Origin of the sequence: Salinibacterium xinjiangense (genome assembly GCF_014645015.1) — a bacterium.
GTDB classification, from domain to species: domain Bacteria; phylum Actinomycetota; class Actinomycetes; order Actinomycetales; family Microbacteriaceae; genus Rhodoglobus; species Rhodoglobus xinjiangensis.
In genome coordinates, this window is sequence record NZ_BMLC01000001.1 from 1,165,410 (window position 1) to 1,185,386 (window position 19,977).

17 protein-coding genes are annotated in these 19,977 nt (G+C 61.6%); 12 read left to right on the forward strand and 5 right to left on the reverse strand.

Annotation, left to right across the window (positions count from 1 at the left end):
- Nucleotides 1-2: 2 nt before the first annotated feature.
- The gene (locus IEW81_RS05490; protein WP_097060088.1) at nucleotides 3-908 is read right to left on the reverse strand and encodes a WD40/YVTN/BNR-like repeat-containing protein; all 906 of its coding nucleotides are present in this window, start codon (nucleotides 906-908) and stop codon (nucleotides 3-5) included.
- A gap of 541 nt (nucleotides 909-1,449) precedes the next feature.
- Nucleotides 1,450-1,701, reverse strand: coding sequence for an SHOCT domain-containing protein (locus tag IEW81_RS05495; RefSeq protein WP_097060087.1), 252 nt, complete (start codon nucleotides 1,699-1,701; stop codon nucleotides 1,450-1,452).
- A gap of 524 nt (nucleotides 1,702-2,225) precedes the next feature.
- Between IEW81_RS05495 and IEW81_RS05500 the strand changes: the two genes are divergently transcribed.
- Entirely contained in the window at nucleotides 2,226-3,116 is an 891-nt protein-coding gene (locus IEW81_RS05500; RefSeq protein ID WP_097060086.1) for a hypothetical protein, read from the forward strand.
- Between the two features lie 226 nt (nucleotides 3,117-3,342).
- Nucleotides 3,343-3,768 (forward strand): sortase family protein, encoded by a 426-nt coding sequence (locus IEW81_RS05505; protein ID WP_179691793.1) that lies wholly within the window; start codon nucleotides 3,343-3,345, stop codon nucleotides 3,766-3,768.
- Nucleotides 3,769-4,016: 248 nt separating this feature from the next.
- Here IEW81_RS05505 and IEW81_RS05510 read toward each other — a convergent pair whose 3' ends face one another.
- Nucleotides 4,017-4,601, reverse strand: a complete 585-nt coding sequence (locus tag IEW81_RS05510) for a helix-turn-helix domain-containing protein (protein ID WP_097060084.1) — start codon at nucleotides 4,599-4,601, stop codon at nucleotides 4,017-4,019.
- A gap of 128 nt (nucleotides 4,602-4,729) precedes the next feature.
- Here IEW81_RS05510 and speB point away from each other — a divergent pair, with 128 nt between their 5' ends.
- The 7 genes from speB to hxlA all read left to right on the forward strand — a co-directional run bounded on the left by speB (nucleotide 4,730) and on the right by hxlA (nucleotide 11,969).
- Nucleotides 4,730-5,689 (forward strand): agmatinase, encoded by a 960-nt coding sequence (speB, locus tag IEW81_RS05515; RefSeq protein WP_097060083.1) that lies wholly within the window; start codon nucleotides 4,730-4,732, stop codon nucleotides 5,687-5,689.
- A gap of 43 nt (nucleotides 5,690-5,732) precedes the next feature.
- The gene (locus IEW81_RS05520) at nucleotides 5,733-7,181 is read left to right on the forward strand and encodes a purine-cytosine permease family protein (RefSeq protein WP_097060387.1); all 1,449 of its coding nucleotides are present in this window, start codon (nucleotides 5,733-5,735) and stop codon (nucleotides 7,179-7,181) included.
- Nucleotides 7,178-8,002: a nitrilase family protein gene (locus IEW81_RS05525; RefSeq protein ID WP_097060082.1), complete on the forward strand. Its 825-nt coding sequence runs from the start codon at nucleotides 7,178-7,180 to the stop codon at nucleotides 8,000-8,002. Before IEW81_RS05520 ends, IEW81_RS05525 begins: the two co-directional genes overlap by 4 nt.
- A gap of 289 nt (nucleotides 8,003-8,291) precedes the next feature.
- Nucleotides 8,292-9,083 (forward strand): SDR family NAD(P)-dependent oxidoreductase, encoded by a 792-nt coding sequence (locus IEW81_RS05530; protein WP_097060386.1) that lies wholly within the window; start codon nucleotides 8,292-8,294, stop codon nucleotides 9,081-9,083.
- 194 nt (nucleotides 9,084-9,277) lie between these two features.
- Nucleotides 9,278-10,570 (forward strand): helix-turn-helix transcriptional regulator, encoded by a 1,293-nt coding sequence (locus IEW81_RS05535; protein WP_097060081.1) that lies wholly within the window; start codon nucleotides 9,278-9,280, stop codon nucleotides 10,568-10,570.
- 123 nt (nucleotides 10,571-10,693) lie between these two features.
- On the forward strand, nucleotides 10,694-11,275 hold the full coding sequence (hxlB, locus tag IEW81_RS05540; RefSeq protein ID WP_097060080.1) for a 6-phospho-3-hexuloisomerase: 582 nt from the start codon (nucleotides 10,694-10,696) through the stop codon (nucleotides 11,273-11,275).
- A 70-nt stretch (nucleotides 11,276-11,345) separates the two neighbouring features.
- Complete coding sequence (gene hxlA / locus IEW81_RS05545; RefSeq protein ID WP_097060079.1) at nucleotides 11,346-11,969, forward strand: 3-hexulose-6-phosphate synthase; 624 nt, start codon at nucleotides 11,346-11,348, stop codon at nucleotides 11,967-11,969.
- Nucleotides 11,970-14,040: 2,071 nt separating this feature from the next.
- On the opposite strand, the gene IEW81_RS05550 is transcribed toward hxlA, so the two are convergent.
- Nucleotides 14,041-15,510 carry a purine-cytosine permease family protein gene (locus IEW81_RS05550; RefSeq protein ID WP_097060076.1) on the reverse strand — a complete coding sequence of 490 codons (1,470 nt, stop codon included), beginning with the start codon at nucleotides 15,508-15,510 and terminating at the stop codon, nucleotides 14,041-14,043.
- A 161-nt stretch (nucleotides 15,511-15,671) separates the two neighbouring features.
- Between IEW81_RS05550 and IEW81_RS05555 the strand changes: the two genes are divergently transcribed.
- On the forward strand, nucleotides 15,672-16,520 hold the full coding sequence (locus tag IEW81_RS05555) for a nitrilase-related carbon-nitrogen hydrolase (protein ID WP_097060075.1): 849 nt from the start codon (nucleotides 15,672-15,674) through the stop codon (nucleotides 16,518-16,520).
- On the opposite strand, the gene IEW81_RS05560 is transcribed toward IEW81_RS05555, so the two are convergent.
- Entirely contained in the window at nucleotides 16,521-17,429 is a 909-nt protein-coding gene (locus IEW81_RS05560) for a LysR family transcriptional regulator (protein WP_097060074.1), read from the reverse strand.
- 98 nt (nucleotides 17,430-17,527) lie between these two features.
- On the opposite strand from IEW81_RS05560, the gene hisD reads away from it, so the two are divergent.
- Nucleotides 17,528-18,856: a histidinol dehydrogenase gene (hisD, locus tag IEW81_RS05565; RefSeq protein WP_097060073.1), complete on the forward strand. Its 1,329-nt coding sequence runs from the start codon at nucleotides 17,528-17,530 to the stop codon at nucleotides 18,854-18,856.
- A 410-nt stretch (nucleotides 18,857-19,266) separates the two neighbouring features.
- A complete protein-coding gene (locus tag IEW81_RS14755) occupies nucleotides 19,267-19,395 on the forward strand; it encodes a LysR family transcriptional regulator (RefSeq protein WP_143544640.1) in 129 nt (42 codons plus the stop codon).
- The last annotated feature ends 582 nt before the right edge of the window (nucleotides 19,396-19,977 follow it).

Sequence of the window (19,977 nt, forward strand, 5' to 3'; positions counted from 1 at the left end):
GCCTACTGGGTCTTCAACACATCCCAGGTAGCGCCGTCGTCGTCGGTGAACGCGATCCCTCGATCGTCCGCGACATAGACGCGGCCATCGTGACTGGTAAACGCTTGCGCTACGCCGGTGACGGTTCCCCCGCGAATCCACGTATCGGTTGCGCGACGCCATACGCTGCCGCTGGCATCAACTCCGACGAGTTGCTGTTGTGCGGTGTCGATATCTATCAGGTACAGGTTCGGTGCTGCCGCGTCGAGGTGGAAGGTGACCGCATCATCTTCGCTTACGAGAACACCGGCTTCGGTGGTCGCGTAGAGCTTTCCCGGCACGATGGGGTCAGCAAGGATGTCTCGCGCGACGAGATCGGCACCGTCGGCCCAGGTCACTCCGCCGTCGGAGCTGCGCTGGATCGCCGGCTTGCTCGTATCGATGCCATATACGAGCGCCGCACCACCCTCACTGGATGGCGGACCGACAGCCAACGCGTGGAAGTCCGTCTGCCCGGTGAGGGAGATATTGGTCCACGTCATCCCATTGTCGGTACTCGAAATCAAGCCGAGGTTAGGCGTTCCGAAAGAGCCCGGCGTCGTCGGACCGGGATGTCCCGATGCGTACGTGGTATCCCCAGCGATGACGAAGCCCATGGGGTCGAAGTCGAGTCCAGCACGCGGACCCGTGAATGTCGCGGCTGCGTCAGATGCGATCGAGACGTCGTAGATTCCCTCGTGCGTGGCCACCACAAGAACGCCACTGCTGGCATCGACGGTCAACTCATGGATGTGCTCGATCGGCGTCGGACCCGCTGGCTGGGCCGGCTGATTCACTTGCGGGGTGGCGGAGCATCCGACCAGAACCGCTGCCGTGCCGAGCAGGGTGCCGACTGAGAGTAGGCCAGGTCGGCGATGGGAGGGTCTCATAGGTGGTGTCCTCAATTCTGGGTGGGCGCGGGTTCGAAGCGATGCTGTGGTGTCGGGGCGCACGCGCAATGATCACGACGTGCAGCCCGGCAGAGTTACCCGTCTTCTGCGGCTGGTTGCCCGGCACGTCGGCCATTTCCGTGTTCTCGACCGCGAAAGATGGTGCCGGTGAGATGCCGCGGTTCATCCCGCCTATCGTCGTGGTTGACGAGCATGCAGACAGGGCTATCGTGGTGGCGAGGACGCCGATCATTGCCGAGGTGAAACGTAATTGTTACATACGTACTTTCCGATTAGCCCGGGCGTTTTTGAGCGCACGGGAACGCGCAGAACGTCGGCTGGCTGAATTAAGTCCTGCCACCGTCGTCACCGACCGCGGTCACGCGCATGCGATGCGCACACAGCGGGCACGCAGCAGGCATCGCTGCTCGCGACAATACTCACGACAACGTGGGATCCGAGGCTGCAACTGGCTGACTTTGTACCCCTCAGGGGGAAGCAGGGAGGGCATCAGCAATCGAGATAGCCCGCCCGACGTGGATCATGCCGAACCCAGATGCTTGCCGCGCTCGAGGTACTCCTCGGTGGTGAGGTCGCCCCTCGCGTAGCGCTCATCCAGAATCTGGCGCGGAGTCGGACCGGTAGCCGCCGCCGACAACGGAACCGCCGCGGGCTGCCTCATCCGTCCCGGGATCAGAAGAAGAGCCACGACCACTGCGACGATCAACAGCAGCACAATCGCCGCCCCGATGAGCCATCCCCAGCCCATCATGTTGTATCCGTATCCCCACATGACCGCATCTCCTCGCTCTCGAAGCGCGCCCTGCGCGCCCTGAATCCCATGCTTCCATTCAGTCAGGCGAAGCCCCAGAGTCTTTGGTCCCAACATCAGACTGCCCACCTGCGGCAGGATCGGCTGACTCGACGCGTCCGATTGGCCCAACGACGGGAGGTCGATAGGTCAACTGCGACCGGTGAACCACAGCTTGGACTGACACTGGCTGCGACGAGTTGCAGAGGCGGCAACTCGACCCGAATTCAGCCGGATGCTTTTCGAAGTGTCGGCAGCGCCACCGGGTCAACCATCGACGCCTTTACCGCCAACTCGGACGCATCCCGCCCGTCGAAGCGGAGCAAACTTTTCGTGCACAACAATCTGCTTTTACGCAAGCTGACCGAGCCCAACCGAGTCGTCACCGAGCCCGAGGGCTTGCCAGGTGGGTGCAGCAAAACCCAGGGGCGACGCTGGATCCCCGATCACCGAGGCCCCACCAGGCCTCGAACTGTGATTATATGAAGAGCTAACAGAGGAGTGACATGGACATCGCTATAACTCACGGCGTGCGTACCAACGCTACCCATTTCGGCACTTCGCTGAAAAAATTTTTTGTCCTGCTTGCCGCACTACTGCTTGCGGTACTGGCACTGACTTTCGCCGCCCCGGCAAGCTCTGCTTCGGCCGCTGAAGTCGGCCAGTGCAACGGCATCGCGGAGGGCGGAGGACAAGGCGTCAACTGTGACGTGACTGTAGTCAACAATCTGGACATCACCACCGGGGTGGCGAGTTCCACGGTCACCACCAAAGTGTGCATCGGCCCGGCCAACACGGTGATACCAGGCTGCGACCCCGTGACGACATCGTACGATTCGCTTGTCACGTCGGTAAATCAGTGCAACGCCTCGGCAAACGGCCCCGGCTCCAGCGTGACCTGCAATGTTTTCGTCACCAACAACATCACCGGCGGTTCGTCAACGGGCGTCACCGCCGCAACAGTCAACCAGTGCAACAACACCGCAGGCGGAGGCGGCGAGTTCCTCAACTGCAGCCCACGCCCCGCCAATACGACGAACGCCACGATCACGCAGTGCAACTACTCCACCAACGGTGGCGGGGCTACGGTCGAGTGCTCTGTTTCCCCGTCTTTTGCGAGCGCGGAACTCCCGGTCCTCATCAACCAGTGCAACGACTCCACTAACGAAGGTGGAGGAACGATGCGCTGCACCGCCTCACTGACGAACAACGTGCTCGCTGCAACGGCACCGACACCACCCCCCGCAAAAAACGTCCTGAATGATGCCAGGACCGACGGCTTCACTCACCCGGCCTGGAACGACGGCTCTTCTGACTTCCTGGGAGTCGGCGTGCTTCTGGTCGCCGGTCTGTTGACGGCGGCATTCGTCACGCGTCGAATGCGTGCTCATCGCTAAGAAGGCGCTGCTCGGCGGCCTAGCAGCACTCGTTTGCGCGCTGTCATTCGGATGGGTCGTTCTTGCGCCAGTCCCAACCACGGCCCCACCAGCGACACCGAAGGCCACAATTCAACGGGCGGCACCGGCGGCGGCTCCTCCGTCGCCGGCGCCTGTCGCCGACCTCGTGGTCCCGGCATCCGCACCACTTCAACTAAGAGTCGCATCGATCGGACTCGATGGCGCGGTGTCTGAATACACGCAGGAGATGATCGACGAACGCGGCGGATTCGATCCGTCCGAACCCACGACGATCTCCTGGGACACGACCATCCCGGATGGGCTGGCCGGGACCGATGCGGCCAACACGGTTTACCTTTACGGCCATACCTGGATTGATATGGCCGTCTTCAACGGCCTCAGAGACCTGCAGCCCGGAGCCGTCGCGAGCATTGACACGGCAAACGGCACGCTCTGCTACGTCACACAGAAAACCCTTCTACTGGACAAGGCGGAATACAAGACCAACGATGAACTCACTAACGTCATCCCCAACCGTCTGGTCCTCGTGAGCTGTTCCCGACCCGTGGGTTACGATCCGGGAATTGCCACCGTGCAAAACATTGCCGTCGTGCTTCAACTGGATCAAGAACAGACGAACGCAGGCTGCTGACTGTCAGCGTAGGCGCCTCAACCCCGTGCGGGTGTGAGGATCGGTGCCAGATGCAGGGTTGAACGGCTGACGTGGCGGAGGGTGCTGGCGAACGGTATTCCACGGCCTCAAAACCGGACTGGTCCGGGTTGCAGACGTAACTCGTAACAGAATACTTCCGGCTGGGTTCACGCGGCGTTCATCGGTGATGTGCTCTCTCGCAGCATCGCGGGCTGGCAGCTGTCGGCGATTCTTGACGCCGGTCGGGATCAGGCTGAGCCGCTCCACGCGGCCGGCACGATTGTCCACATGACGTCGGCCTCCTGGGTTGATGTGTTTTCCCAATTGTGCGGCTCGCGTCCAGAAAATGTCAGGGTGTCCCCGGTCTTCATATCGACCTTCCGGTCGAAGAAAAGCATTGAAATAGTTCCCGCAACAACATGGACTACTTCAACAGCGCAGTTGATGGTGTACAGCGCGTCTCCGCCTGTGGACTGTGGAGCAAGGTGTGACCTGAGTACCTGCACCCCCGACTGGCTGCGTGGGGTGAGAAGCCGCTCGGTGGCTCCCCGGCCGCCCATGTTGATCAGAGGGGCGAGTGCCAATTCCACGACATCTGTGGTGATTTCTTCGAATAGAGAGCCGATGGGCAGCGAGAGAACCTGACATAACGAAACAAGAGTCGACACGCTCGGCGACGTTTCATCCCGCTCCACCCTGCTGACGAATCCGGTGGTCACGTGCGCGGCCTGAGCGAGTTGCGCGATCGTGAGGCCCTGCGCTTTCCGGCTCGCACGCAGTCGCGCCCCCACGCGGAGCTGGTTCTGGGACGCTGTTGGATTGATCGGTCGCATCGGGCCCTTCCTGGCTGGGGTCGCGCCTAGCTTGACAGAGTTCGATCGTCCACAGATACTGAGGTCAGTTCGTTTTACAATTAGGCAAACATTTATGATCATCGGTCATTCTTTCGAAGGCGAATAATATGTCGGACCAGCACGAGCCCGTGGGACCGCCGGATGCGAGCATCAACCCTCGATACTCCGGGTTCGCGACTTTCGCCCGGTTGCCTCGCCTTGACGAGGTGGTAACTGCCGACATCACCGTGGTGGGAGTTCCGTTCGACAGCGGGGTGAGTTTTCGGCCTGGCGCCCGGTTCGGTCCGGCCCATGTGCGCGAGGCATCCCGTCTCCTACGGCCATACAACCCGGCACAGGATGTCGAGCCATTCACGACGCAACAAGTCGCCGACGCCGGTGACATCGTTGCCAACCCATTTGATCTCGACGAAGCCATCAGCCAGATCGAAAGCGCTGCCACGGGCCTCACCGACGGCGGCAGCCGCCTCGTCACTATCGGCGGCGACCACACCATCGCATTGCCCCTGCTGAGGGCTGTAGCTAAAAAGCATGGGCCGGTGACCGTGTTGCATTTCGACGCGCACCTCGACACCTGGGATACCTACTTCGGAGCCCCGGTGACCCATGGAACACCGTTCCGACGCGCATCGGAAGAAGGTCTCATCGACCTGACCACCAGCCTGCACGTGGGCATCCGCGGCCCCCTCTACAGCCGACAGGATCTTCACGACGATGCGCGTCTCGGCTTCGCGATCATCAGCAGCGCCGAGATTGAATCGGAGGGCCTTGCCCATTCGATATCGCGGATGCTGGGCCGACTCAAGAACAGCCCGCTCTACATATCTGTTGACATCGACGTTCTCGATCCCGCGCACGCACCCGGCACGGGAACACCAGAGGCCGGTGGCATGACCAGCCGTGAGCTTCTGGCCATGATCAGGGCACTTCGCGGCCTGAACATCGTGGGAGCCGACATCGTCGAGGTGGCTCCGGCCTACGATCACGCACAGATCACCGCTGTGGCCGCCGCTCACGTGGCCTACGAGATCATCTCTGCCATGACCCCATCCACGCAATCCCGCTGATTTTTACCCTCGCCGCACCAGCTGCCATCAGAAAAGGACAATGATGTCTCATCCCGGTACATCCGAACGCGATTCGGTCATTGAACAGCATTCGATTGACTACGTGCCCGGTTCCGAAAGACACGGGAAGGTGTGGCACCAGGCTCCGTTCTGGTTCACCGGAAACTTTGTGTTGCCCACTATGGTGACCGGTTTCGTTGGTCCCGCAATGGGGCTGAGCGTCGGGTTCAGCGTGCTCGCTATCGTGGTGGGGGTGCTGTTCGGCACATTCTTCATGGCCTTCCATGCCAATCAGGGGCCGCGCATGGGCCTGCCGCAGATGATCCAGTCCAGAGCGCAATTCGGTAGCCGCGGAGCGGTTGTTCCCTTTGCCGCTACCGTGTTCGTCTACGTCGGATTCCTCGTTTTCGACACCATTTTGGCAACCCAGGGAATCCAGCTGGTTCTCTCCGGCGGGAAGTTGTTTTGGTACCCCGTCCTCATCGTGTTGGCCATCGTCATCGCGGTGGTCGGCCACGATCTACTTCACTTCATCCAACGCTGGTTGACCTACCTCCTGATCCTCGTGTTCGCCATCGTCACGATCGTTGCCGTTGTGCACTTCGCTACCGTCCCGATGGTCGAGGCTGCTGCTGCGGCAACGTCGGGATGGAACTGGACGGCATTTCTCGTGCAGTTCTCGCTCGCGGCCGGATACAACATCAGTTACGCGGTCTATGTCTCGGACTACACGCGATACCTACCAGCAAAATCCTCCGCACCGAAGCTCATCACCGCCGTCTATCTCGGCGCTGGCGTTTCTGCTATCTGGTTGATGTCGCTCGGCTCGCTCCTCGCCAGTTACATCCCTAACGCCGACCCGATCACGTCTCTCCAACAAATCGGTGACCTGCTGGTGCCCGGCTTCGGCACCTTCGCCGTGCTCGTCTCGGTCGTCGCGCTTGTGTCGATCATGGGAGTCAACGCCTACGGCGCGATGCTCACGGGAACCAGCGCGGTCGACGGATTCAGGGAAGTACGACCGACAGTTCGCCTGCGTGTTATCGGATTGGCAATCGTGGGACTCGTCTGCCTGGCGATCGCATTGGTCATCCCCGACGACTACCTGGCCAGCTTCAACAACTTCGTTCTACTGATGTTGTACTTCCTGGTGCCGTGGACCGCTGTCAACCTCGTGGACTTTTACCTCGTGCGCCACGGCAAATACGCCATCGCCGAAATCGTCAAACCCGGCGGCCTGTACGGCCGATGGGCCTGGCGCGGCGTCACCGCATACTTCATAGGTTTTGCGGCCATGATCCCGTTCTTCTCCACCAGCTTCTACGTGGGCCCCGTCGCCGAATTGCTGGGAGGGGCGGACATCTCCTTCATCTTCGGGTTGGTTGTTTCCGGCGGTCTTTACCTCCTGTTCTGCCGAAACCTCAACCGGTCGGCCGAGGCAACCGCCGAGGCGAAAAGCAACCAGGAGCTCGAAGGAGTAGCCCACCCGTGACCAACTCCGGCACTATCGTCGCCTGCTGCCAGATCGCGTTGCAGATCGGTGACCGGGCCGGGAATCGTGCCAAAATACATGCCGCCGTCAGTCGAGCAGCTGATGGTGGCGCGCAGGTCATCGTCCTGCCCGAACTTGCCAACACCGGGTATATGTTCTCGTCCCCGCAAGAATTGCACGCCCTCGCGGAGCCCGTCGACGGACCGACCATAGCCGGGTGGCAACAGCTCGCCGAGCAGCGCAAAGTGATCATCGTTGGGGGCTTTGCCGAAAATGGACACGATGGCAAGATCTACAATTCCGCCGTCATCGTCGACGAGACCGGACTGCGAGCTACCTATCGAAAAGCACACCTGTGGGACGGTGAAAAGTTGGGCCTGTTCACCGCAGGATCTGATTCGCCTCCGGTCGTCGACACAGCAGTGGGCCCAATCGGCCTGGTCATTTGCTACGACCTCGAATTCCCCGAATGGGTACGACACGTCGCCGAAGCTGGGGCAGCCCTGCTCTGCGCCCCGGTGAACTGGCCGCTGTACCCACGCCCCGCCGGTGAGAGACCCAGTGAAATTGTCCGCGCACAAGCCGCGGCGAGCAGCAACCGAATATTCGTGGCCATCGCCGACAGGGCAGGGACGGAACGCGATCAGGCCTGGCTCGGAGGGAGCGTGATTATCGACCCGGACGGCTACCCGACAACCACCCTCCGCCTCGATGAAGAGACGATAATTTACGCAACACTCAATCTGCCGGAAGCGACTGATAAGTCGATAAGCGCCGGCAATGACGTCCACAAAGATCGACGCCCAGACCTCTATACGTAACGCACGGGACTGCTCGAGCGCCGTGCGTCATCAGGTCATCGGGCATCCGGGCATCCGGGCAGTCGGGCAATCGCAAGACGGACACGACGATCAACGGGCTGACGTGAGTTCATCCCGCCAACATCGAGCAGAGGTCTCACCGCCACGAGTGCGGGAACTGTCAGCAATGTCGTGACGCAAAAGTGCTGTCGATGTCCTGAGACAGGACAAGGATCAGCCAACCTGCGCAAGCGGGGAAGCTCAGATCCGACTCGTGCCACCAGCACTCTGGCGGGTTAGCATGATCTGCATGACACTCCCCGCGGCATGGGATCTCACCGGTCGCACAGCTTTGATTACCGGGGCGGGAAGCCCGACCGGAATTGGCTTCGCTTCGGCCCGATCCCTCGGGCAACTGGGAGCCACCGTTGCGATCACCGGCACAACCGCGCGAATCCATGATCGAGTCGACGAGCTGCGTGAGCTCGGCATCGATGCCCATGGGTTTGTTGCCCGACTGGAGTCGGCGAGGCTCGCGGGCGAGTTGGGCGATGCACTGATGGGGGCATCCGTGGTGCCGAGCATCCTGGTGAACAACGCGGGTATGGTCTCAACGGGCGACACCGAAATGCTGTCGGGTGACGCGCTGATGAATCCGGATGATTGGGATCGCAGCATCGCCCTGAACCTGTCGAGCGCGTTCTACATGACTCGCCTCGTTCTCCCTCGGATGCGTGCTGCACGCTGGGGTCGCATTGTCACGGTAGCGAGCGTGACCGGGCCGGTGATGGCGTCACGTGGAGACATCTCCTACGCCGCAGCAAAAGCCGGGCTCGTCGGGCTCACCCGGGCCCTGGCCGTCGACGAAGCAGGTGCTGCGATCACGGCGAACGCGGTCGCTCCCGGCTGGATTTCGACCGGATCCCAGCTGCCGTCCGAAGCACTCGAAGGTGCGCATGTACCGGCGGGCAGAAGCGGGACGGCGGATGAGGTGGCCGCGGCGATCGTCTGGCTGGCGACCCCGGGTGCATCGTACGTGACCGGACAGGTAATCGTCGTCGACGGCGGGAACAGCGTCGCGGAACAGCGACTCGCTCCCTGATAAGGCGGCGTCCCCAGCCGACGGTGTCATGGGTCTCGGGAGGTGATGAACCGGGTCCACCGGGAAATGCCGCCATCGCAGCGGGCCGAGTGGGTTGTCTGACAGCTCGGCGTCGAGCCCTGCCCGCCGCCGTGGAGTGAAGCGAGGACTACTCGTTGGAGTGGGATTCATCGCCGCCCAATTATGTTAGGACTATGACATTGCCCAACCAACCCTCGTCGACCGCACTGGTGCGTGACCTGCACACCGTGTTGTCGAACCCACTTCTGGGCATCGCGCCCGCTCTCGCCGAGCTCCTGAGCCCGCTTGTCGGTCATTCCGCCCTCGTGATCTTCACCGAGGACTGCACCGGTCGTCCGCAAAAGCGCGCGGGCGAGCCGTCGATCGCCGATCACGTCACAGTCGCCGAATTGGACGTCATCAGAGAGACAGTGCGATCCGATAATGGAGCGAGTTGGGCAGCGTCCGGCATCATCGCCGGCAGTGATCGGCTCTTCGCTGGTTGGATCGCCTCCAGCGGTGCGCTGATGGTCCTGACAGACCCGATACTCGTTGCGTCAACAGCAGAGAAGCTGGACGAGGTGATGATCATCATCACGGGCCTGTGGGATCTGGTCGCGTTGAGCATCCGCCATCAGGTTGCGGCCGCAACTCCCGCCTACCTGTTCGATTCCCGGACGATGTCAGTGGAACGCGCGGCCATCATCGCAGAGCTATCGGACGCCCACTCCACCACGCTGGAGATGCTGCTGGCCGTTCTGCGTTCGCGTGAAGCCTCGGACGCAGCCGTCCGTCAGGCAGCCACAGACATTGCCGCCACCGCAATGGTCAAACTTCGTGCGGTGTCGGATCGGGATCGAAAGCTCTCCAAAGAGCCGGTTTCCCGGGCGTTTGAGAGCTTGCAGAACGAACTTCGCCCGCTCGCCCGCTTTGGCGATCTCGACATCCAGTTCATCGAGCCCCCGGTAAATGGACGAGCGCTTCCCGGAGAGGTCGCGCATGCGGGCCGCGCGATCGTTCGGGGTGCGGTTTTGGCGCTCGTCGAACAGTCCGGTGTGAGTCGTGTGCGTGTGCAGTGGGATTGCGACGGGAGCAACCTGTTGATCAACATTCGCGATGACGGACCGGGTGACCTCACGGTGGACACCGCCAATGTGTGGCAGCTCAGTTCGCGGGTGACCGCCCTCGACGGCACACTTCGAGTCGAAGCAACCGGCGGGTGGGGATCGGAAATCCTTGTTTCTCTGCCCCTGGATCCCGTCACGACTCACCTGAACATGGCTCCCCTGTGGGCACTGACACCGCAGGAAAGACGAGTACTCGAGCTCGTTGCCTCCGGTACTCGAAATCGAGCCATCGGGGATGCGTTGAACATCACCGAGAACACGGTCAAGTTCCATGTCGCGAACGTTCTCAAAAAAGTCGGCGCTTCCAACCGTGCCGAACTCGCCTCGATTGTCAATATCCGGAGCCTGAACGCCACGTAGTCGCCTGCACATCATTGATAAATGCCTTTATGGCCCCGGAAAATCAAAAACTGCTCTTTCGAGTAGCAGCTTCCATCCCTGCGACCAGTGACTGGAACGCTGTTACTGGTGTTCCGTTAAAAGATGGCAGTTGTTAATACGTTTCCTGTGCTCGACGCCCTGAACATCATCGCCCGCGAGGACGCGACTCTGGTTGATGCACTCGCGGATCTCAATCCGCTTTCGCTTGAGCGTGCCGTCGACGAGCTCCGCCAAGCCAAAAGCATCTTCGTTCTCGGAGCGGGACGTTCTGGTCTTGCCCTTCGCATGACCGCGATGAGACTGATGCACCTCGGGCTCACCGTGCACATCGTTGGGGAGGTTACGACGCCTGCAATCGGTCGTGAAGACCTGCTCCTGGTGGCGAGCGGCTCCGGCACAACAGAAGCCCTCGTGCGCTCGGCCCGGACTGCTATCGACGTCGGAGCAACTGTCATCACCCTGACTACCGCCACAAAATCTCCGCTCGCGAATATCTCATCGGTTCTTATTGAGGTTCCCGCTGCCGAAAAACTTGATCGCGCCGCCACCAAGTCTGTGCAGTACGCAGGATCCCTCTTCGAACAGGCTGTCGTCACGATCGGTGACGCCTTTTTCCACTCGCTGTGGATGAGGTCCGGGCAAAGCGCCGATGACCTGTGGCCCCGGCACGCAAACCTCGAATAGCCGCAGACCCCACACCTGTACTCACCCTGACTCGATCTCCCTTCCCCACCAACGAAAGAATGGAAACACCATGCAACTCCAAGTAGCCATTGACTTCCTCACGACCGAGGATGCCCTCGCTCTCGCGGCGAAGGTCGCCGACAGCGTCGACATCATCGAGCTGGGCACGCCGCTGATCAAGGCCGCCGGCCTTTCGGTCGTCACCGCGATGAAAGACGCCCACCCTGACAAGATCGTCTTCGCCGACCTCAAGACGATGGATGCCGGCGAGCTCGAAGCCGACATCGCCTTCACGGCCGGTGCAGATTTGGTCACTATCCTCGGCGTCGCCGGAGATTCGACCATCGCCGGTGCGGTGAAGGCAGCCCGCGCGCACGGTAAGGGAATCGTCGTCGACCTCATCGGCGTCAAAGACAAAGCCGCTCGCGCGAAAGAGGTGACCGCCCTCGGCGCCACCTTCGTCGAAATGCACGCCGGCCTTGACGAGCAGGTCGAAGCTGGATTCACCTTCGGCACGCTGCTCGAAGCCGGATCGACCTCCGGGGTACCATTCTCGGTCGCTGGAGGCGTGACGATCGCAACCATCGGTGCGGTTCAGGAAGCCGGGGCGCGTGTCGCCGTGGCAGGCGCCGCGATCTATGGTGCCGCAGACCCCGCTGCAGCTGCAGCTGAGCTTCGGGCGGCAATCAAGTAGTTCGATGCTGTCGAGAAGCCGGGCACTGAATGACAGTGCCCGGCTTCACCCGTTTCCCACTGAGGAACAGTGAGTTTTCAGAACGCGCTCCATCACTGTTCTTGTTTGTGGCTGTGTTCCAGCACGTTTTTGGCGCATCGAGACTCGACGGTCCGGCCCGAGAACTTGGTGTTTACATAGGGGCGTGGGTCATACGTAGGCAGATGAGAGTCGCGGCAACGCGGCGCCAACTGAAGCGTCGTACTTTGCCACCAAAAACCCCTGGCTGACCGAGGGTTACGAATCTCATTCGGTTGAGAGTCATCGGTGCGCACGAAGGGATTCGAACCCCCGGCCTATTGATCCGTGGCGAGCGCCGATCCCCCGGACTCATGCGGACGTCGCCGAAATTCCGCCAAAATGCTCGTGACTGGGCGTGACCTCGATGACGCATGCTGACCTCGATGTTCCCCACGTGTCGGTGAAGAGCGGGCAGACGCTCGTAGTTGTGCTGGTGCGACAGCAGCGATTGACCGGCTCCGACGGCTTTGGCGTCTCGAGAGTACCGGTGAAGAGAATCGTCGAAACTATTGCCACGGCTCGTGAATCGGGCCACTACCCGGATAGAAATCCCGCAGAAATCTCCGGCTTCGTCCAGTGTCGCGGTCTCGCACAAGCTCAGTAGCAGACGAATGTCGCGGGTATTGCGGCCGGGTCGGTTCGCACGCAATTTCATCGCCAATAATGCGTCCTTGGATGCGACCTGAATAACGATGCCGTCACTGGCGTAGGTCGTGTCCCACTTAACGGCGCGCCAGTGCGTGTGCAGAGCATCCGCCGTCGTGACCTCGAAGTTAGGCCAGGCTGAGTCCCAATCATGCCGCTGCGCAACTCGGGCCGCCGCTGCGGTGACCGCCTCGTCGCTTCCAGGGCGAACGTAAAAGGGGTCAAGTCCCTGCGCCGTCCCGCGATCAAAGAAGCGCAACGACAGGGCAACCCCACCGACTAAACGGATTCCTGCCACATCACCTGCCGCCCGAAGCTCGGCTATAAGTTCGCGGAGGTCAGGATGAGCCGCTGCCGCGGTCGAGGAGGGTTGGCGCGATCACACGCTTTCAAACGTTGCACGCCACGCCAGAACGCGCCGTTTGGCGAACTCCGCCGGCACCTCGGACAGCGGCGGCACAGGATCGGCCGCATCAGTTTCGGGAGTTCGTGGTCCAGCCAGAAATCGATCGGGGAGATCAACCGAGGTACGCGAAGGGATTCCCTCCTCGCCGATTCGCCAAGCCACGAGCGCTGCGAGCGCCGCATCCCAGACAAGGTCTCGAGTTGACTCCGGCTCGGCGAACCGGAGAATTCTACGCACGAGTCCGTTCTCGGCTACAAGATTGTCGTTCATCTGCAGTAGCGTGCGCAGTGTCCGGTCCGTGTCCCCCGCTGTCAGTTGTCGACGAATCTCCGCAGCTACGGTTGCGGCGTCGTCCCGCGTCGTCGGTGCCGAATATAGTCGGTGACCGGCTCCGCCGGGCAGTCGATCGACGATCTCAAAACTCGCATCGCGTCCACGCTCGGAGCGAGAGACACTGCCATGGTCGATGCGGGTGTCGCGAGCTGCTGGTGGGTGACTTGGCGACTTTTGCGGGCGGCGCCGATCAGCGTAGACGCATGTGTCATGGGTCTACTATCCCGTCATTCCGTGAAGTATGGCTTCCACGTCATATCCAGCATGCCCAGCCGCCAATAAGCGATCAGCTCGCCGCAACCCGGCCGTGCGGCATGCCGAGGTCACTGATCTCCATGAACTCGCGACGCAACACATCGACAGCGAGCTCATCGAGGCTGCCGAATTGGACATAAAGCGTATGCGGGCACGGTGTGCGAGGTTTTCGGGCTGATCCTGATCCTGATCCTGATCCTGATGGCCACAGTGGGTGTGTGCCGGAGATCTTCGCCACCAACATGTGCACTTCTCGGACTGTGTCCGCAAAATCGGGTCTCCCCAGGGCCATAAAGCTCGACATTGAGCATCCCCAGTGCCTGACCCCCGCAAGCGCCGGCGTTCTTGGCGACGCTCGCGAGACCGTGCCGACTACCGGGTGGTCGTTAGTCGACCAAACGCCACAGCTTCGTGCCCGGTTTCGATGCGATCCTGTGCTGCAACTGCGCGCTCGCGGGCGGTATCGAGCGAGTGGCTGAACAACAGGTACGCGATGGCGGAGGCCGCGAGACCGATAAACAGAGCGATGTCAGCGCCACCCAGGGCAGCAGCCACCGGGCCGGTGAACCAGACCGTCACCACAAAGGGGATCATCGCGATGATGCCGATGCCGTATGCGGCGAGGCCGCGCCATCCCCAGCTTCCGTAGACGCCATCCTGCTTGAAAATCTCGCTGACCGCATACTGCCCTCGGCGCACGAAGTAGTAGTCGATCAGGTTGATGGCGGTCCAGGGAACCAGGACGTACAACAGGATGACGAGGAAGCTGCCAAAGTTGCTCAGGAAGTCACCGGTGCTGAGGAGTGAGCCGATCACGGCAGCGGCGGCGATAACCAGGCACGCGACGACGCGTACAGTGCGGGTGGGGCGGATCGGCCGCACGGAATCGACGATGGTGATCAGTTCGAGGGATGCCGCGTAGATGTTGATCGTGATGACGCTGATGAGCCCTGGCAGCGCGGCAACGAGTAGCCAAATTCCGGAACCCGGCAAGAAAGCGTCCGCGGCATCCCTGACACCCTGCAGTGGTGCCGCGCCGACGAAGCCTGCAGCGATGAAAGCACCGAGCGCCATCAGCCAGACCGCGCCGACGAAAACTCCGCCGTAGGTGAACCCGAGAGCACGCGCCGGGCTGGTCTGGGGCGGGAGATAGCGCGAGTAGTCGGAGACATAGGGAGCCCAGCCGAGAGCGTAGGCGGCGGCCCCTCCGAATTGCACAAGGAAAGCGACCCAGTTGATGTTCGCGAGCGACAGCGCGTCGGCCGGCAGCGGCACGACGAAGGGCGCCACGACGGTGAAGACGCCAAAAGTCAGGAGAAAGAGACCAGTCAACCAGGTCTGCGTGCGATGAATCCATGAGTAGCCGAAGATGGCCAGAAGCACCGCGATACCGCTGATAAGGATGTACCAGCCGCCGCCAGCATCCAGCCCCGTCGATGTGGTGAGGATTTCAGCAGCCAGCATCTGGTTGAACATGTTGAAGCCGACCAGGCTGAAAACAACGATCGCGCAGATCAGAATCACGCCGCGATACCCGAACTGCGCGCGTGACTGGATCATCTGCGGCAGGCCGAGCTGCGGGCCCTGGGCTGAGTGAAATGCCGTGAAGACGGTGCCGACGGCAACACCCAGCACGATGGCCAAAAGGGATGCGCCGAACGTCGCCCCCAGGGCCGCGCCGAGCATTCCTGTGGTGAGGGTGGTCACATTCGCGTTCGACATGAACCAGAGCGGAAACAAGGTCCACGGCCGGCCGTGACGCTCATTGAGCGGAACCCAGTCAATGGAACGAGACTCCACAAGTCCCTTCGCGGGGGTGTGGCTGCTGGTCGATGTCGACATGAGGCTCCCATTGGGGATCGAGGCGGAAAGCTGGCGGGGACATCTGGATGATGTTGGTGAACGATAACGGCCACCGGAGTCGGGGATCAATCGCCTCCGGGCTATTGCTGGTATCGGAGAATCCAATGCCAGGCCCGAAACTGCGTCCGTAAGATCGCTGTATGTTCGCATCAACTGCTCCTGACGCACCGCGAGACCTCGTGGTGCGCGCTGTCGAGCTCGCTCCCATCCTCGGTGACCTCAGCGGCAACATCGGCCGGATCACCGAAGCGATTGCGCAGGCGGTCTCGGATGGCGTGCAGCTTCTGGTGCTGCCGGAGCTAGCCACCACCGGATATTACCTTGTAAGCCGTGAAGCCGCACTCGCGGCATCCCTTCGCACAGATGCCCCCCAATTCACGCGGTGGGCGGCTATGCTCGCGCCCGACACGGTCGTCGTGGTCGGCTTCGCCGAGCGTCGCGGCGACATCGCTTACAACAGCGCTGCGGTACTCAGTTCGGGAGGGCTGCTCGCGTTGTATCGGAAGGTTCACTTGTGGGACGAGGAGAAGTCGATTTTCGCCGCCGGGGACGAGACCCAACCCGTCGTTGAAACTCCGCTTGGTCGAATCGGCGTTCTGATCTGCTACGACCTGGAATTTCCCGAGGTGCCGCGCAGTCTTGCCCTCCGCGGGGCGGAATTGTTGGTAGTGCCGACAAACTGGCCATTGCTCGCACGGCCGGAGGGCGAGCATCCACCCGAAGTAATCCAGGCTATGGCCGCGGCCAGAGCGTCTGCAATTCCGGTCGTTTGCTGCGATCGGTGTGGCATCGAAGCTGGGAAGCTCTGGACGGAAGGCACAACCATCATCGGGTCGGACGGCTGGGCTGCAGGCGTGAGAAACTCCCACGTCGTCACGGCCACCGTTACCCTGAACGCTGGAGCCGGGCAGATCGGTCCACGAAACCATGTAATAGCGGACCGGCGTCCCAACCATTACGCAGCGCTTGTCACCGGCGACGAACAGTGATCAAGCCGGCTCGAGCCCTGAGTCAATAAGCATGCGGGTGGCCATCATCGCCAGCTCCTTTGTGACAGGCGACATCGCGCCGCCCTCCCGCTGGATCAGTGCGATGGTGTCGAACAGTGGCTCTTCGAAGCCGACGGTGTGAATCTCGGGCGGGAAGGTTTCGTGGCGAGCGACGGCGCCAGACACGATGGTTTCACCGATGCCCTGTGCGACCAGGGCCAGCGCAGAATCCACGTTCTCGACCTCAATGGATGGCGCGAGGTTGAGACCATGTCGCTGGGCAAGATCCCTGAGCTGGCTGCGGGTGGGGTCCTCCCAGCCGTAGTGTGCATCGTAAAGGATGAGGGGTCGTTGGGCCACATCGACGATGTCGAACGGTGTCGACACGCGTGCAGGCTCGGAACTGCCCCACAACACCTCATCGCGCACGATCGGATAAACGTCGAGGCCATCGGTGCGCACGGGGAGCACGACCAGTCCCGCCTCAAGTTCACCCGAACGGACGGCAGCAGCGACCTCAACTGAATTTTGCCCGACCAGCCGAATCTGCACGCCGGGCCGCTCGCGGTGAAATCTCATTGCGAGCTCCGACAGGAAGTAGAACGAGGCATTTCTCAGGAGCCCGAAGGAGGCCGTGCCACCGGTAACGCCGCGGAGTTCGTCCATGGCCCGCTGCGCATTGTCCAGGTCGTCGCGAATACGCTCCGCCCACGGCCAGAGAGTCTGGCCTGCCGCGGTCAGCACCAGATGACGGCCGGCGCGAACGAAAAGTTCGAGCCCGACATCGACCTCAAGCCGTTTAACGAGCTCAGAAACACTGGGCTGGCTCATTCCCAGCTCGTGAGCGGCCGCGGTGAACGATCCGGCACGAGCAGCCCAGTAGAAAGCAAGCACCTGTGAGTTTCTCATGAGCGGCACCCTATCGCGTTGGCAAAGGGTAAGCCTATGAGCCACTATGGATACGCCCTTGTTGTGCGATATAGGTTCAATTCCTACGATCGATGATTATGCGCTTTACTCCCTCCGTCCTGGCCAAGCACCGCGGCAACTTCCACTTCATCAAAGCCCCGAGCACCAGCCCGTCCGCACAGCGCGACCCCGAGGTCATGCGGACTGTCAGCGAGATGCTGCTCGACATCGAGCGATACGGGCTGGACGCGGTCAAGCGGTACGCCAGGAAGTTAGATCGGTGGGACGGCGCGTCTTTCGAACTGACCGCCGAGCATATTGCGACGAGCGGGTCACGCCTGCCAGACGCTCTTCGCAGCGCCATCGAACTGGGCTCTCAGCGAACCCGTCAGTTCGCTGCCGAATCCCGCCGTCACCTCACCGATTTTGAAGTCGAGCTGGTGCCCGGCGTCATTGCCGGAGTCAAATACGTGCCGGTGAGCAGGGTAGGCGCGTATCTGCCCGCCGGTCGCTTTCCCCTCACCGCGAGCGCGTTTATGACCGTAGGGGTCGCCAAGGAGGCCGATGTACCGAATGTCATCGCCGCGACGCCCCCGCAACCCGACGGCGCAGCCAACGACGCTGTCCTGTACGCAGCCCATCTCTCCGGTGTCGACCGCGTCTTCCTTCTCGGCGGAGTGCAGGCTCTGGCGGCGATGGCGTTCGGCCTCCTCGACGAGCTGCCGGTCAACATGCTCGTGGGCGCCGGAAACGCCTACGTGGCCGAGGCTAAGCGCCAGCTTTTCGGCGCGGTGGCGCTCGACCTCCTCGCCGGCCCCTCCGAGGTAGCCGTTATTGCCGACGAAACCGCCAACCCCGCCATCGTCGCCGCCGACCTTTTGGGCCAAGCCGAGCATGGGCCCAACTCTCCGGCCGCCCTGATCACCACCTCGCAAGCTTTGGCTGACGCCGTGGCGATCGCCATCGACTACCAGCTCACCGGTTTGTCCACTGCGTCTATCTGTGGGCCGGCCTGGCGCGACTACGGATCCATCACGGTCGTCTCCAGTCGCGAGGTTGCCATCGAACTGATGGATGATCTGGCCCCGGAGCATCTCGAGATCATCACGTCGGACGACGATTACTATCACGCCAACCTCACCAATTACGGTTCGCTGTTTCTCGGCCCATGGAGCACGGTCGCGTACTCAGATAAAGGAATGGCAGGCACAAATCACACTCTGCCCACAGCCGGCGGGGCGAAGCACAGCGCCGGCCTTTCGGTATCGCGCTACCTCAAACCCCTCACCTACCAAAAGGTGGCCAGAGAGGGCACTATGGCTCTGGCGCCTGCGGTGCAAGTCATCTCCGACTCAGAGGGGATGTCGGCTCACGCTGCGACAGCCACCATGCGGATGGAGCTGTACCGCGACAGCGAGCACGAGTAGCGCCGTGACGTCGAGCTGATCGCACCGAGCCACACCGCGGAGGCCGCCGAGATGAAGGCTCGCAAGCCGAACGGGTCGAGAAGGAGGGTCATTCGGCCACCAGCGGCCTTTGCGCGGATGCCATCTCCGACTGCGGTGTACCTGCGAAGCAGCATCCGCGTCAGCGGATGATAGGTAGCTTGGTCAGCTATCGCTGGATGCTGGTATCCGTGCCGGGACAAACAGCACGACGGCACGCGCCGCAACCGTCATTGCTCGGAATGGGCTCACCCGCAGGGTCACGACCCCAGACCGCTGTTGCTGCCTTCGGTAACGTCATACCCAGAGCTTGCGTCTCTGAATGGCTCATGCCTCTTCAATTTTTCGTAAAGCGCAAAGATCGCTCTGGTCCAGACATCTGACAGTTGGGCATGCGAGCCGAACTCGATCGTCTGGGCACTATTGCGGCAGCGGGGAAGCCGCTCAACCTCACTCATCCAGGCATATCGGTGCAGCTTTCAAGTCTGGGACGAGAACTCGGCGTCCAACTGACGGCTTGATTGACCACCACCTCGCGTTCAAGAAGACGGCCCGAACCTCGGTGCTTCCCAGCCTTGACGGGTGAATGTGGCGTACTGAACCTTGACGTCTAGAACAGTCGCATTGATGCTCATGAAATGTCCCACTGCTGGCTTGGTAGTTTTCTTCACTGTGAGCGCTTTGGCCGTTGGGCTTGGGGTTCCCGCTCATGCGGATGAGCCCCTGGGCGCGGTCGCGGAGTACGGCATGGAGAGTGTTTCTAACGTCTCGGGCGCCCTTGCCGCGAAGGTAGCTACGGGAGTTAGGGTTGGTTTCTCTGGCCTTGCGGACGCGATTCCTGCGGAGGTATCTAATGTCATCGAGCAACCGCAGGTCGCTGTATCTGACGGGTCGAGATCCCTCCAGCCATTGGAGGTAATGACATGCCGCCGGTGGATCCAGGACAGGAGATTGTGCCGTCGCCTCGATCCAAGGGTCCCGTCATTCAGGTAGCTTCGGCGATTCGCAGGATCGCGCTGCCAGCTCTTCAGCTGGTTTCGGGCCGGTTGAGAACGAGCCCATCTGAGTACATTCCGCACGGAGGGGCATCTCGAAAAACCGAG

What these genes read in the sequence shown, in the direction of transcription:
- IEW81_RS05490 (WP_097060088.1), bottom strand. Translation starts at nt 908, where the DNA reads ATGAGACCCTCCCATCGCCGACCTGGCCTACTCTCAGTCGGCACCCTG.
- IEW81_RS05495 (WP_097060087.1), bottom strand. Translation starts at nt 1,701, where the DNA reads ATGTGGGGATACGGATACAACATGATGGGCTGGGGATGGCTCATCGGG.
- IEW81_RS05500 (WP_097060086.1), top strand. Translation starts at nt 2,226, where the DNA reads ATGGACATCGCTATAACTCACGGCGTGCGTACCAACGCTACCCATTTC.
- IEW81_RS05510 (WP_097060084.1), bottom strand. Translation starts at nt 4,601, where the DNA reads ATGCGACCGATCAATCCAACAGCGTCCCAGAACCAGCTCCGCGTGGGG.
- speB (WP_097060083.1), top strand. Translation starts at nt 4,730, where the DNA reads ATGTCGGACCAGCACGAGCCCGTGGGACCGCCGGATGCGAGCATCAAC.
- IEW81_RS05520 (WP_097060387.1), top strand. Translation starts at nt 5,733, where the DNA reads ATGTCTCATCCCGGTACATCCGAACGCGATTCGGTCATTGAACAGCAT.
- IEW81_RS05530 (WP_097060386.1), top strand. Translation starts at nt 8,292, where the DNA reads ATGACACTCCCCGCGGCATGGGATCTCACCGGTCGCACAGCTTTGATT.
- IEW81_RS05535 (WP_097060081.1), top strand. Translation starts at nt 9,278, where the DNA reads ATGACATTGCCCAACCAACCCTCGTCGACCGCACTGGTGCGTGACCTG.
- hxlB (WP_097060080.1), top strand. Translation starts at nt 10,694, where the DNA reads ATGGCAGTTGTTAATACGTTTCCTGTGCTCGACGCCCTGAACATCATC.
- hxlA (WP_097060079.1), top strand. Translation starts at nt 11,346, where the DNA reads ATGCAACTCCAAGTAGCCATTGACTTCCTCACGACCGAGGATGCCCTC.
- IEW81_RS05550 (WP_097060076.1), bottom strand. Translation starts at nt 15,510, where the DNA reads ATGTCGACATCGACCAGCAGCCACACCCCCGCGAAGGGACTTGTGGAG.
- IEW81_RS05555 (WP_097060075.1), top strand. Translation starts at nt 15,672, where the DNA reads ATGTTCGCATCAACTGCTCCTGACGCACCGCGAGACCTCGTGGTGCGC.
- IEW81_RS05560 (WP_097060074.1), bottom strand. Translation starts at nt 17,429, where the DNA reads ATGAGAAACTCACAGGTGCTTGCTTTCTACTGGGCTGCTCGTGCCGGA.
- hisD (WP_097060073.1), top strand. Translation starts at nt 17,528, where the DNA reads ATGCGCTTTACTCCCTCCGTCCTGGCCAAGCACCGCGGCAACTTCCAC.
- IEW81_RS14755 (WP_143544640.1), top strand. Translation starts at nt 19,267, where the DNA reads ATGCGAGCCGAACTCGATCGTCTGGGCACTATTGCGGCAGCGGGGAAG.